The organism is Candidatus Finniella inopinata, from assembly GCF_004210305.1.
Classification (GTDB): domain Bacteria; phylum Pseudomonadota; class Alphaproteobacteria; order Paracaedibacterales; family CAIULA01; genus Finniella; species Finniella inopinata_A.
The window spans coordinates 28,861-41,983 of sequence record NZ_SCFB01000007.1 but is presented as its reverse complement, the minus strand read 5'-3'; the positions used below and the strand labels follow the sequence as shown (position 1 = coordinate 41,983).

General features: G+C 44.8%; 12 protein-coding genes. 8 read left to right on the top strand and 4 right to left on the bottom strand.

Annotated features, from left to right (window positions below; all coding sequences use genetic code 11):
- Positions 1-26: 26 nt before the first annotated feature.
- A complete protein-coding gene (locus tag EQU50_RS06105; RefSeq protein ID WP_130154251.1) occupies positions 27-1,091 on the bottom strand; it encodes a hypothetical protein in 1,065 nt (354 codons plus the stop codon).
- 172 nt (positions 1,092-1,263) lie between these two features.
- On the opposite strand from EQU50_RS06105, the gene EQU50_RS06100 reads away from it, so the two are divergent.
- The 3 genes from EQU50_RS06100 (at position 1,264) to EQU50_RS06090 (ending at position 4,637) form a co-directional block, all read left to right on the top strand.
- The gene (locus EQU50_RS06100; protein WP_130154250.1) at positions 1,264-2,130 is read left to right on the top strand and encodes an Rpn family recombination-promoting nuclease/putative transposase; all 867 of its coding nucleotides are present in this window, start codon (positions 1,264-1,266) and stop codon (positions 2,128-2,130) included.
- An 11-nt stretch (positions 2,131-2,141) separates the two neighbouring features.
- Complete coding sequence (locus tag EQU50_RS06095; protein WP_242508836.1) at positions 2,142-3,047, top strand: tyrosine recombinase XerC; 906 nt, start codon at positions 2,142-2,144, stop codon at positions 3,045-3,047.
- 237 nt (positions 3,048-3,284) lie between these two features.
- Positions 3,285-4,637, top strand: coding sequence for an MFS transporter (locus EQU50_RS06090; protein ID WP_130154249.1), 1,353 nt, complete (start codon positions 3,285-3,287; stop codon positions 4,635-4,637).
- A 46-nt stretch (positions 4,638-4,683) separates the two neighbouring features.
- Here EQU50_RS06090 and EQU50_RS06085 read toward each other — a convergent pair whose 3' ends face one another.
- From EQU50_RS06085 to EQU50_RS06080, 3 genes are read right to left on the bottom strand one after another with little or no spacing between them, the layout of a single operon-like run.
- Positions 4,684-4,866: a hypothetical protein gene (locus EQU50_RS06085; protein WP_130154248.1), complete on the bottom strand. Its 183-nt coding sequence runs from the start codon at positions 4,864-4,866 to the stop codon at positions 4,684-4,686.
- Positions 4,867-4,907: 41 nt separating this feature from the next.
- Entirely contained in the window at positions 4,908-5,081 is a 174-nt protein-coding gene (locus EQU50_RS08375) for a hypothetical protein (RefSeq protein ID WP_165380364.1), read from the bottom strand.
- Positions 5,082-5,092: 11 nt separating this feature from the next.
- On the bottom strand, positions 5,093-6,124 hold the full coding sequence (locus EQU50_RS06080) for a hypothetical protein (RefSeq protein ID WP_130154247.1): 1,032 nt from the start codon (positions 6,122-6,124) through the stop codon (positions 5,093-5,095).
- A gap of 430 nt (positions 6,125-6,554) precedes the next feature.
- Here EQU50_RS06080 and mrdA point away from each other — a divergent pair, with 430 nt between their 5' ends.
- From mrdA to rimI, 5 genes are all read left to right on the top strand, one after another.
- Positions 6,555-8,354, top strand: a complete 1,800-nt coding sequence (gene mrdA, locus EQU50_RS06075; RefSeq protein ID WP_130154246.1) for a penicillin-binding protein 2 — start codon at positions 6,555-6,557, stop codon at positions 8,352-8,354.
- Positions 8,355-9,452 (top strand): rod shape-determining protein RodA, encoded by a 1,098-nt coding sequence (gene rodA, locus EQU50_RS06070; RefSeq protein ID WP_130154245.1) that lies wholly within the window; start codon positions 8,355-8,357, stop codon positions 9,450-9,452.
- Positions 9,453-9,544: 92 nt separating this feature from the next.
- Positions 9,545-12,028: a hypothetical protein gene (locus tag EQU50_RS06065; RefSeq protein ID WP_130154244.1), complete on the top strand. Its 2,484-nt coding sequence runs from the start codon at positions 9,545-9,547 to the stop codon at positions 12,026-12,028.
- Positions 12,025-12,669, top strand: coding sequence for a tRNA (adenosine(37)-N6)-threonylcarbamoyltransferase complex dimerization subunit type 1 TsaB (gene tsaB, locus EQU50_RS06060; protein WP_130154243.1), 645 nt, complete (start codon positions 12,025-12,027; stop codon positions 12,667-12,669). Before EQU50_RS06065 ends, tsaB begins: the two co-directional genes overlap by 4 nt.
- Positions 12,653-13,105 carry a ribosomal protein S18-alanine N-acetyltransferase gene (gene rimI / locus EQU50_RS06055; protein WP_130154242.1) on the top strand — a complete coding sequence of 151 codons (453 nt, stop codon included), beginning with the start codon at positions 12,653-12,655 and terminating at the stop codon, positions 13,103-13,105. The genes tsaB and rimI overlap by 17 nt, the downstream gene beginning before the upstream one ends.
- Positions 13,106-13,123 lie beyond the last annotated feature (18 nt).

The following is a 13,123-nucleotide window of genomic DNA, read 5'->3' as shown; positions in this document are numbered from 1 at the left end:
CTCCCCTTTCAAAAACTGCATTCATTCTACAAATTCTGAATAGCCACCAGTTCATAGCAAATTCTTGCAATGTTATCCAACGCAATCGCTGCATATTTATTAAGATGATCGGGGTTAGTCCTTCTAAGGCCATAGCTGCGCTCAGCGGGGGCATCACCGATTACTTCTATGCGAATACCAGGCCGTTTGTTTTGTAACAAAGCATCTTCAAGCACCAATTTTTGGTAAATGTTAAACGGCTGAATTGAAACAGCCAAGTACAAACCGTCTTTAGGGTTAGTCTTCAACCATTCCTCGGCCGTGGTTTTTGTGGTGGCCCGCTTTCGATCTTTATCTATGCCTGCATAGACAAGCTCCACTTGATCTTTGGCAATTGCATCTGATCGCGACTGGTCAAAAACCCATTGGATCATGGGCCCTTCGTCAGTGGGAAGCTCTCCCGCGGGTTTTTTCCAGTCAGACCTGACAGCGATAGATCCCTTTGGATCCAAAAGGCTTTCTGGTGTTTCACCTATTGAAAGGTCAAGGGCGCGCGTTCCCGTCAGTATGTAGACTTTGTTGAAGACATACTTGCGTTGTTCGAGGCAAGTGTTTAAGAATTTTAGGCGATCTCGCACATCTTCTAATGAACTACCTAAGAATAAAATGCCGGCATATTCCGTTTGTTGGGGTTTCATAGCTTGGTCAAATTTTAAGTCTTTCAAAATGAAATCAAGAATGGCCATAGCCTGTTCAGGGGTAAGAGTCAGATAACCAAGGCCATTTGTTTGCCACCTTTTACCTGGAATTATCCAGGTTATAACAGGGTCTTTCTTACCCTGAATAGCCTTGTTGATTTCTTCTAACGATCGTGAAGGTAAAGTCAGCTTAGCCGCTGGCCAATTGGCATCTGGGGCCAGAGGATCATTTTGAATGCGAATGCCCGCCAACCCCAAAAGCCGAACAAAAGAATCGGTCGCCTGGCCTTTGTGTGAGAAAGGGGTTGATTCATAATGCGGATTTTTTGTGGCGACGTTGTTATAGGCTAGAAATCCCAAACCCATACTAACGGCAAAAATAGCGATGAACTTATAGAACCGTTTAACTGACATAATATCACCTGAAAATCTTGTTCTTAGGTCATAAAATAGCACACTATCGTCAGAAGGGAAATTACGAAGGATGTGAATGTGGCAAACAAACTTTTTCAATAAAGTTAAGAAAGTATGTTACAGTACAAAATGTACAGTGGACATCTGGCTAATTAAACAAAGAATAAAGCTTATGCTAACCAAATTCTTAGACCCCAAAAACGATGTCGCCTTCAGACGCATCTTTGGTACCGAACGGAATAAGGATATTCTGATCGATTTCCTGAACGACATGATCACGTTTAAAGGCGGGGAGCCGATCACAGAGGTGACGTTTTTAAAGACGGTCCAAGACCCCGAGATTGCCGCCCTGAAGACCAGTATCGTCGATGTTTTGTGTCAGGACGAGAAAGGCAATACCTATATCGTGGAGATGCAGGTCGCCAAAGAGCGGGGCTTTGAAAAGCGTGCCCAGTATTATGCGGCCAAAGCTTACAGTGCCCAGTTGCCCATTAACGGAAAGTATCATGACTTAAAAGAAGTTATCTTTTTGGCGATTGCTGATTTCGTGATGTTCCCCGATAAACAGGCCTATAAGTCCGACCACATTATTTTGGACAAGGTCAGCCATGAACATGACCTGAAGGATTTTTCTTTCACCTTTTTGGAATTGCCCAAGCTGGATAAAAGCCTTGAGGAGTCCACCACCAAGATCGAGAAATGGGTTTATTTCTTTAAGCATGGGGAAGATACGCCTGAAAAAGATGTGGAGCATTTGCTGAAAAACACCAACACACTCTATCGGGCCTATGAGGAGTTGAACCGCTTTTCTTGGAACGAAGAAGAACTGCGCACGTACGAGCAGACCGAGAAATACGAAGGCTGCTATATCGCCTCCATGGATCAAAAATATGATGAGGGGATGGAGAAGGATAGAGCCGAGGGTGAAAAGAAAGCCCAATTAGCCATTGCCAAAAAGCTTCTTAACTCGGGCATGGATATAGATACGATTGTGTCTATCACCAATCTTAGTCGAAAAGATATTGAAGGCTTAAAGTAAAGGGGCTTGTTATGGACCTCCCCTTTCTCTACCAACAATGGCTTTTGAACCTAAAGTCAGGCCAAGCTGTATCACGCCATACCTTGACAGCCTATCAACAAGACTGGCAGCAGTTTTCAATGTTTTTCCAAAATCATTTGGGCGAGCCGCTAACTTTGGAGCTGTTGAAAAGCTTAAAAATAATGGACCTTCGAGCATGGTTGGCCGACAGGCATCATCAAAACTTTCACAATCGGTCAACGGCACGCAGTTTGTCAGGCGTGAAAAGTTTTTTTACGTACTTGCAGCAAGAAAACCTTTTAGAAACCCATCCTTTATTAACGTTGAAATCACCCCGTCTTAAAAAAACGTTGCCACGACCTTTGTCCATCCAACAAGTCATGGATTTGTTGGATCATATCCATCAGGTTTCAGATAAAGACTGGGTAGGGCAACGCGATAAAGCCTTATTTACCCTGCTTTACAGTGCCGGTTTGCGCATTAGCGAGGCCCTGGGGTTGCATTACAAAGATGTGAGCAGAACCGATTACCTGGTTATTCACGGCAAGGGAGAGAAATTTCGCAAAGTCCCCTTTCTTGAAAAAGCGAAGAAGGAATTGCTGCATTATTGTCATCTGTGCCCTTTTGTCTTTACAGAAGAAACGCCTTTGTTCCTAGGGGTAAAAGGGAAGCGCTTGACGACGGGCATTGCCGACTTGCAAATGCGCTCATATCGACACCTTGTAGGTTTACCCGATTGGGCAACGCCCCATGCTCTGCGCCACAGCTGTGCGACCCATTTGATGGAATCATCCAGTGATTTAAGGGGCATTCAAGAACTGTTGGGGCACGCCTCTTTATCAACAACCCAGATCTATACCGATATCAACCAAGACTATTTGATGAAGGCTTACAAAAACGCCCACCCACGAAAGTAAGTCATATCTTCCCCTGATTCGCATCTAATGCGAAATAATTAAAAATTACTTATCGTTTTTTCGGGCCCTTAGGTTTATTAACTTCGTAAAGCATTTCTCTTTAAATTCTGAGGCTTTCTGCATGTCAAATATCGTTTTTTCTCCACTTTTCTTACTAACCGTTGCAGTGATTTTCACCTTTAGCTTATTAGATTCGTCCAGCCTAAGCATGACATTGTCTTCGTTGGAGAATAAATAATGGCCATTTTTAAATCGCTGAATCGTGAGCAAAAGGAAGCCATTGGGCTTCTGCAGGTTGGGACGTTCCTCGAATACTTTGACCTCATGCTGTATGTCCATATGGCGGTCTTGCTAAATGAACTGTTTTTCCCCAAAACCGATCCTCACACAGCTTCTTTAGTCGCTGCCTTTGCTTTTTGTTCAACGTATATTTTAAGGCCTTTTGGTGCCCTTATATTTGGGTACTTAGGAGACCGAATTGGGCGAAAGTCGACAGTTATTATAACAACCAGCATCATGTCTTTATCTTGTTTAATAATGGCAAACGTTCCCACATACGCTCAGGCTGGAATTGCAGCCACCTGGATCATCACAGGATGCCGAATTGTTCAAGGGCTATCTTCCATGGGCGAAATTAATGGGGCGTATATTTACTTAACTGAAATTACAAAAGCGCCCTTTCAATATCCGGTGGTTTCTTTAATCGTTTTAGCCTCTTCTCTTGGATCTATGAGCGCCCTTGGGGTGGCGTCTCTGGTAACTCATTTCGACTTTAACTGGAGGCTAGCTTTTTGGGGAGGGGCTACAATTGCTGTTATCGGTTCCCTTGCTCGCACACGTCTAAGAGAAACACCCGAATTTGCGGATTACAAAAGAAGAAGAAAAAACGAGATAGAATCGAGGATAAAAGATCCCTTGCGTAAGGAAGAATTGATTAGCAAGGCAAATGACTACGCTAAAGGGAAGCAGACTCCTTTCAAGACCATGGCAGCCTATTTCTTTGTGGAATGTTCTTATGCCATGATTTTTTATGTAACCTTTATATATTTCAACGCCACCTTAAAAAGCTTTGGCTATTCTCCCGCTGACATCATTGCTCACAACTTCATGCTTTCAATCGTTGCTGTAATATTGAACATCGTGGCCATTTGGCTTGTTACCTTCATTCATCCTCTAGCTATTTTAAATGTTAGGGCTTTCTTAGCTGTCGTAACATTCGCAATAATTCCACTTTGTCTCGCTTTTGCTACATCCCCCTACCATGTTCTTTTTTTGCAGTTGCTTCTTTCCATGGCAAGAGGAGGCTGCGCACCAGGCGATTCGATCTTTATAAAAAAGATTCACGTGGGCAGAAGGTTCACATTTATAACTTTCAACTACGCGCTTTCAAGGGCAGTCATGCACGTTCTTTCTGCCTTTGGCCTTGTATATTTGACGGATTGGTTTGGATACTATGGCGTTTGGTTCATAGGAATGCCGGTATCTTTGGCCTATTGGTGGGGGGTTAGGCATTTTCAAAAATTGGAAGAAGCTAATAATCCAAGCAGTTTTGTTTCCTATAAAAGTGGTTTCTTGAAGCAAGCGGCTTAATCCATTTAGGAACTTTATTTTCTCTTATGCCTTTGTAGCGTAGATACTATTTTGATTCTCCCGCCCTAAAAACAACCATTAAATTGACATCGCGGGGCTTCTTCTTGGCCGTAATCCATATATTTTTCACGATGCTATGCTTGCTTTGGTTGTTCGTGATGACCAGGGGCATTCGTTTCAGATGAAATGCCCTTAGTATATTCGAAGATCGTTCATCTGGTTCCTGCACAAAAACCCTTCATGATGACACCACCATCACACACCCAAGTACTAAGCAGTAAGTGTTTGGCGTAGAAAAGGCACAATACTCGTATTCTGGATAATTTCCTCGGCGGTAGTCATCATAAAGGCACAGCCTAGTCTCATTGACCAACTAGGTTGGTGAACATCTTCACTAAAAAGGGAGGTTACAACGTCCAAGAAGGCACAGGCACTAGCAACCACCCCATAGTTCTTTATGAAACGCCAACCCAGCAGGGGGGGTTGACAACGTATCGTTCAACACGTGTCGCTAATTCAGCAATATGTGCTGGAGCTGCCTCAAGGCTTTGCTTGGCGGTGCAAGTTGCTTTTGCGAATCTAAGGCTGCTTACAACAGTTTGAAGGCTGAGTCCTTGTGTTGCGGCCGTGGTTGCTAAATTTTGTGCAGCGGCTCCTCTATTTATGACAATTCCAAAATCTTCTTGAATCTTCCGGGCTGATCCCTCAATGCCGGTGATACGGCAGTAAAGGATTGGTGCTTGCGCTAAATATTTCAAATAGGGGGAAGATTCACCTTCAAAAAACCATCCAATACGACAAAATAAAATACGCTGATCTTGCCATCTTGTAAAAGATTCATAAATGGCACGGCCTTCATGACCAAAATCCATATGATTTCCAATCGATTGCATCCCAGCTAACTGAATAGGCAAACGAGTCAAATCCAAGCGTCCTGCAAAATCACTATCTTGGACAAGACCACCTACATAGGATCCTAAAATTCTTGCGAAATAATATTTATAAACCAGGTCATCAACGAATTCTCCCCTTAACACATACCTGTAACATTCCTGCGACGTTCGGGTAGGCAGTCTGGCTTCAAGGTCGGATGAAATATCTTGAATGCTGTGGTTTAATAGGTTGTTGAAATTGGTGAGTTTTTCAGCGGCAGTTCGTATCTTTTCATCAGGTATAAAGATTGGTTTCAGAAAATTCGCCGTCAAAAGCGTTCCCAAATATTTCCCCAACCCCTTTGGTCCATATGCCACTACAAACTGGCGTGTTTGTCGGTCTACGACGTTGGCTAAGCAGCAATTTAATTGGTCATTCGAAACCTCTCCTGCTCCAACTGCTCCAAATGCTGCTTGGGCGCCCCTTCGAATACCACTCCCCCAAGAGGAACTGGAAGAAGAATCTTCTTCTGAAAATGTTTGTGTGCTGAATGTTATGCTCATCAATCCTAAAATGCCCAGGATAGAAAAGTTTTTGAAACGAGATTTGCTCATGTTGGTTAAACCTTTTTAAAAAATCTGTTGATTACAATAAAAATGATTAACCCCTGTTGGGCAGATACTTGAGCCGAAACAACCACGCGCAATACCTAAGGGGTACAAAGGAAAAAACGCGGGCGTTGGATACCTCGAAAAACCTACTTTCGGGAGCGATGCGCCTAAAATCAGGTTTTTAGAAGTGCCCAGCTTAGAAGGGACACCTTGGGAGTCAATCATTAGAGTCTCAGGCTATCAAACTTATGTATAGAATGCATCTAATATATTCAATATTCATTAATTCAAATATCTTGTGATTAACCAATACCCGTGAATAGAGTATTACCAGTATATTGCATAAAATTTTCCCAAAAGCTTTAACATTTTCCCGCCTAGCCTTGCTCCTTCTTCCATGGAAAAGCATTTATAAAATCTATAAAGTGACTTCATGAAAGATAAAGAACAACAACAGCTGTTTACGCGCCGAAGCCTGATTTTGGGGGGCATTCAGGGCGGGCTGGCGCTTGGCTTGATTGGACGCCTGTATGTGTTGCAGGTCGTGAATAGCCAGCATTACCAATTGTTATCGGATAAAAACCGCATCCAGTCCCTTGATTTGCTGCCGGCAAGGGGGGAAATTTTTGACCGGTCTGGCGTTCTTTTGGCGGGCAATCACACAACCTATGGCTGCCTTTTGAATTTATCAAAGGCGAAAGAGGTTCAAAGTTTGTTGGAAAGTTTAAAGTCGCTGATCGACATTGACGCCCCAACGCTGGAGCGCGTGACAGGACAGCTTAAGAAACAGCGCAAGGCTTTTGCCCTGTTGTTGAAAGAAAATCTTAGCTGGGATGAGTTGGCGACGCTTGAGCTTCATGCACCGGACCTGTCGGGGATTTTGATTGAAAAAAGCCAAAGCCGTTTTTACCCGCACCCCCAGCAAACAGCCCATGTGGTGGGGTATGTGGGCGCCGTCACGGAAAAGGAGGCGGCTGCCAATGATCAGCTGGAGATTCCTGGTTTTAAAGTGGGAAAGACGGGTCTTGAGAAACATGAGGATGATCGTATGCGGGGTCAGCCCGGATTAAAACGGTTAGAGGTGAACGCAAGCCAGCGGGTAGTTCGGGTTTTGGAGACGGTGGAAAGTGTGAAAGGGCAAGATCTGCACCTGACCCTGGATTTCCCGTTACAAAAGGCTGTGGGGGATATTTTGCAACGGGCCCAAAGTGCCTGTGCCGTGGTTTTAGACGTGTGGACGGGGGCTGTTTTGGCCCTGGTTTCTCACCCGACTTTTGATGCGAATTTGTTCATTGGTGGCATTGGGAAAACCCCTTGGAAAGACCTTAACGAAAACCCCCATCTGCCTATGAACAACAAAGTCATCAGCGGCCAGTATTCGCCCGGATCTACCTTTAAAATGATTGTGGCGCTGGCTGCCTTGAAAAAGGGTGTAGTTAATTCTCAAACATCGTTTCATTGCCCGGGCCATTATGATTTTTATGACCATCGATTCCATTGTTGGAATTGGCGCACGGGCGGCCATGGACATATGACGCTTGAACCAGCGCTTAGTCAATCTTGCGATGTTTATTTTTATAACCTGGCAACGACGTTGGGTATCGATGCCATGGCCGAGACGGCAAGGGAATTTGGTTTGGGGGTCGCAACTGGCATTGAATTGACATCAGAAAAGGCCGGCCTTGTCCCCAATAAAAGCTGGAAACGGTTGATCAAAAAACAAGTTTGGACACCGGGCGAGACGATTAATATATCGATCGGGCAGGGGGCTATTTTGGCAACGCCGATTCAATTGGCAAAAATGACGGCGATGCTGGCCAACGGTCTGTGCCCCATACAGCCGCATCTTTTGAAGAACGCGCCTCTGATGGGTGCAACGCCCTTGCCATATTCAAAAGATTTTCAAAACCTTATTAAGGCAGGTATGCGCGGCGCTGTAAATGAACCGCGTGGCAATGCCTATAGGGCGCGTATCGAGGATCCTGCAAAACAAATGGCAGGTAAAACGGGCAGCACACAGGTTGTCAGAATCACCCAGCAAAATCGCGACAACTATACCCATAATGATCGCCCTTATCATCTGAAAGAACACGCGTTATTCGTCGGCTATGCCCCTGTTGATCATCCACGATTTGCTGTTACAGTGGTGGTGGAACATGGCGGGAGTGGCGCTAAGGCAGCCGCCCCCTTGGCCCGTGATATTTTGCTGGCAGCCCAAACATTAGTTGTATAAATGATTCGTTTTTCCCTTTTAAAGCACCTTAGCCGTTTTCCCTTAATATTGATTTGCACCCTGGTCGCGATTGGCTTGCTGATGCTGTATTCGGCCGCGAACGGCAGCTTGCATCCGTGGGTGACTAAACAGGCGTGGCGATTTGGGGTGGGGTGCATTCTGATGATGGGGGTGGCCATCACGGACAGCCGTTATTGGTTCGCCTGCGCCTATACATTGTATGTTGTTGCGCTTATCTTGTTGGTGGCCGTTGAAACCCTTGGGTTTGTAGGGATGGGGGCGCAACGGTGGATCGACTTGTACGCGTTTAGCTTGCAACCATCGGAATTGATGCGGGTGGGGTTGGTGTTGGCCTTGGCGCGGTATTTTCACGGATGTTCATTGGCAGATGTGGCGCACTTAAGAGCCCTTGTGGTGCCTGGTCTAATGATTTTGTTTCCGACTTTATTGGTGATGCGCCAGCCCGATCTGGGGACGGCCCTTTTGCTGGTTTTAAGCAGTGCTGCTTTGTTTTTTGTCGTTGGCGTTAAAATTTGGAAGTTCGCGGTGGCGGCAGGCGTGACTCTCTCGTGCATCCCCGTTTTATGGTCGTTTTTGCACACCTATCAACAACAGCGCATTTTAACATTCTTAAATCCCGAAAGTGATCCTATGAAAAGTGGGTATCACGTGACGCAATCGAAAATTGCCCTAGGGTCAGGGGGCGTTTTCGGCAAAGGGTTTTTACAGGGAAGTCAAAGCCATCTGAATTTTCTGCCCGAAAAGCAGACCGACTTTATCTTTACGATGTACAGCGAAGAATTCGGGTTGGTCGGGGCGATTATTTTGGTTGTGTTATATGCCCTGTTGATTGCGTTTAACTTTAACGTCGCCTTAAACGCCCGGACTCAATTTGGCCGATTGGTGGCGATTGGCCTGACCACCACCTTTTTCCTGTATGCCTTTATTAATATGGCGATGGTGATGGGTTTCTTGCCGGTGGTGGGGATTCCGTTGCCTTTTATTTCCTATGGAGGGACGGCCCTGATAACCCTGTTGGTTAGCCAGGGGTTGATTTTCTCGATTGATCTTCATAAAGACATTCGGGTGCGACGGTGAATGAATATGTGCCTATAATTAACTTCTTGTTTACAGTATGTGATATATTGTTATAAATGAAAAGAAGGTTAAATAATGTTAAGGATGGTTTTGTGTTAAATTTTAGTAAATATGCTCTTTTGATTGTTGGGACGTTGTCGGCCAGCATTAGTGGGGTGTGGGCTGAGTTTAAAAAAGACATTCTTAATGGCGCCCTGAAGATGGCGTCCGATAAGTATAAAATTGATGGGAACCAGGTTAATCTGGCCGTTCAAGCCGCAAATTTCCTGGCCCATGATCTTAAGAGGGAGTCAGACCCAACAAGGGCCAAAAATATAGCGGATACGTTGTTTGGATTAGTCAGCAAAGGCGAAGGTGTTGGAGGCATTAGCGAGACGCCAGCCAATGACCGCGAGCGTCGTTGGATGATTGATGCTTTGCAGGAAGGCACAAGGTTTTTGAAAGCACATCAGAATTTGCCAGAAAAGGCAGAGCCGTTAACTGAGGCAAGTTTAGCTGAGAAACTAAAATCATTGGCTGTCGCGGCTAAGGCTCATGAACAACAGCACTTGGATGAGGTGAAAAGAATTATTTTAGGGGCGTTAGGGGCAGGTGCTGGCGGGAATGTTTATAATGCGGCGATTCAAAAGCAAATTGAACAGCGTGTTAAGGACGAAGTCGTCGCGTTTGGAAGAGAACTCGATACTTTGAAAGGTGCTAAAAACCCATTAAAAAAGAGCAATCCAAAAGATATTATAGATTTTTTAACTGAAAAATCTAAAAGCCTAGTGGTCCCATTGGCTTTGACTCAAGCTGCAATTGACCAAACTACAGACTTAGCTGCCAAGCCAGACGCTTTAATAAATTTGACCAACATCCTAAAAGAAACAGTCATTCCCCAAAGAGCTTATCAGAGTGCCGAGGCGATTCGTGAAATCTTAAAGAAAATCGATTTTTCTGATCTAAGTCATATGCCGGCAGGAACCATAGAGGCTCTGATTGCCGTTGAAAAATACCGCATGTTTGAGACTAAACAGAGTTCATCCGATGCAAAGAAAGAAGGATTGGCATGGAATGACCCCACAGTTTTCGATTACCAAGGGACAACTCAATCCGCTCAAAGCGAGGCTGTTTTGTTGGCGTTAGTCAGTGCCATTCAAAACTATCTTTATAATATCGCGAGGACACCAGAGGATTTGATTAGGCTGTTTAAATACGAAATGAATAGCCGAAATTTAAAGAGTGAATATGTGCGAGATACTGTTAAGGATATGCTTCAACAAAAGATAACTGATCGTGTTATTGACGAAAAGTTGTTGCAGGATGTCAATACGGCACAGCTGAATATTTCTAAAGTCCAAAAACTAGCCATCGATGCGGTGGCGATGAGGCAATCATTGATGTTCTACAGCATTCCCAAATTTAACATAGGCACTTTGCATCAAGAGACAGCCCTTCCTCCCAAATTTATTCTCTACTTTGGCTCTAGTGGATCTGGATTGCAATGTGGATTCTTTAGCCTTGGATTTGCAAATCGTGATGAGGCACTTGAACTTATTATTGATAACCTGTGTGAACCAGAAATCTTAGCTATGGCGGATAGCAATCTTCAATCTGGAAGCGCTGATATAAAAGCAGTTTTAGGGAATTGGCAAAAGCTTAGAGATAAAAGTGACACAGACATTAAAGATGATTTTCTGAAAGAGGCCTTAGTAACGCGGAGAAGAACATTAGAAGGAAGTAAAGCTTTTGCCTTAGCAGTCTCTGAAAATAAACGTTCTGACCATCAAAAGAAGATGGCAGATTTGGATATTGACAAAACCTTAGCGATTGAAAAAGAAGAAATTCGAAAGAAGCAAGAGGCCCGAGCGTTAGAAATACTCAAGCAAAGGGAAGCCTACTTGGAATTGTATGCTAAAAACAAAAATATCGATATAAGTCGTTATAAAAAAGGTGAGGCAACAGCAAGAAAAGAACTTCTTGATCGTTTTTTTGCTGAATATGACATAATCATAAAAGCAATTTCAGCAGATGAAAAACGCATTGATAGTGCAATTGAGCAAAGGAAGACAGAACTAGGAATGGCAGGCATTGTATCGGAAAGTAACGCCCACAATGTCGCAATTGCAACAATCAATCTTCAACGTCAAAAATTGCAGGCCCAAAATCGACTTGTTCAGTTTATATACCCTATTGAGGATTTTAAAAAGGTCGTTGAAAATGACATGAAACAAAAGTTTGATGATGGTGAATTAGAATTTGATCCAAACCCAGACTGGGCTCTTCGCACACCATCCTATCCACAAATTATCGCCGAAATGAATAACTATAATATCTATGCGTGGGTCACAAAATCCCAATTTGACAGAATGCAACGCGAAGAAGGGGCGGACGTAGCAAGCCCTGTTTATCAAACCAGCGACGGTGAGTATGTATTGGTTCAGTATTTGCCTGGAGGTGAGCGTGGTAAGTCCATTAGCCTTTTGAATAAATATGGTGGTCACTTTGAAAAGTGGATTGAGGCTGATGATTATCCTCGTTTGGCCAGAGCGGTTCGACATAAGCAACTACACGGGGTAGATGATACGCGTCGATGACCACTCTATCCCTTTACGCCCAAAATGACCAATGCCAGGTGGCCCTAAAGGCTGACGAGCGGGTCTATGCCGAATCAGTTACGTTAACGCCCACCGTTAGTCAGGCCATGGCCTTGGTGCCTCTTATCCAGCGGGTTTGGCAACAAGCCGGCAGCCCAGACATCGATGCGATTATCACAGCACGAGGGCCTGGGACTTTTACAAGTCTTCGGGTTACTTTGGCCACCGCCCAGGGGTTGGCCATGGCCTTTCCCGGTGCCCAAATTTTTGCCCCCACCCATTTTGACGTGTTGGGCTATGCCGCACGCCAACTTTACCAAGGGCCGATATTGGTTTTGATTGATTCAAGGCGTGGTGATTGGTATGGCCAGGTTTATGGTGAGATACCGACAGAAATCCAGATTTTCAAAGCCCCTGATTTGCATCGGTTCCTGCAACAAAACCCAGCTTGCCGCCTGATGGCTGATTTTGAGGTGGGGGAGGGATTGCAGACCCATCTTATTGACCACCCTTTGAGCCTAGCCCTTACCCAATTGCAGTTGTTTGAAGACGCGAATTTTCAAAATCTGAAAACCAATCCGCTTTACCAAGACTTAAAGCCCTATTACTATTATCAGCCTGCCTATGTTAAAAAACGCTAGTTTGTCCCCCCTTCACTTGGCCCATGCACCCCTTTTGGCCCAGATCCACCGGGAATGTTTTGACAAACCGTGGAGCGAAACATTTTTCGCCAATCTTCTAAGCGAACAGCAAACGGCCTGCCCCGTGGCGGGGTGGCTGGCTGTATCCGATGAGCAACCTGCAGGCTTCATCCTGGCCCGCAACCAAATCACCCAAGCCGAGATTTTAACGTTTGCCGTACGCTCCTGCCTTCAAAGGCAGGGCATTGGAGAGACTTTATTAAAAACCCTGCAACAAAATACGCCCCTTCCCATTTTTCTGGAGGTTGCCGTGGATAACCAGGCAGCCATTAGCCTTTATGCAAAACACGGTTTTAAGACTGTGGGAAACCGCCCCGGTTACTATACCAATGCCCACGGCGCGGTCCTTGATGCCTGCGTTATGCAATATCCTTGAATAAAAATCATTACGGCT